The organism is Bacillus sp. JJ1127, from assembly GCF_036965845.1.
In the GTDB taxonomy this organism is placed as follows: domain Bacteria; phylum Bacillota; class Bacilli; order Bacillales; family Bacillaceae_G; genus Bacillus_A.
Window position 1 is genome coordinate 6,151 of record NZ_JBALQK010000201.1, and the last position, 307, is coordinate 6,457.

Genomic DNA, 307 nt, shown 5'->3' on the forward strand with positions numbered 1-307 from the left:
ATGATCCAGATGGTACAGGGAAAATTGCTAAGATTGATGGAATGACTCTTGCTGGTAAAACTGGGACAGCTGAGTTAAAAGAATCAAAAGAAGCAGAGGGCAAAGAGCTTGGATGGTTTGCTGCATTTGATGTGAACTCACCGAATATGATTGTTACAATGATGATTGAAGATGTAAAGGGTAGAGGTGGAAGTAACGTTCCAGCTGAAAAAGTAAAACATGTTTTTCAAAAGTAATATGTGAGAAAAAGCTATCTCTCTGAAATGTAGAGATAGCTTTTTTGTATAGGTAAAATTTTTAAATTCAT

At 35.2% G+C, this 307-nt stretch carries 1 pseudogene (cut by a window edge); it reads left to right on the forward strand.

Annotated elements, in window-relative coordinates:
- Window positions 1-236: pseudogene (locus tag V7183_RS18835) on the forward strand (penicillin-binding transpeptidase domain-containing protein) (it extends 1,736 nt beyond the left edge of the window).
- Window positions 237-307: the final 71 nt, after the last annotated feature.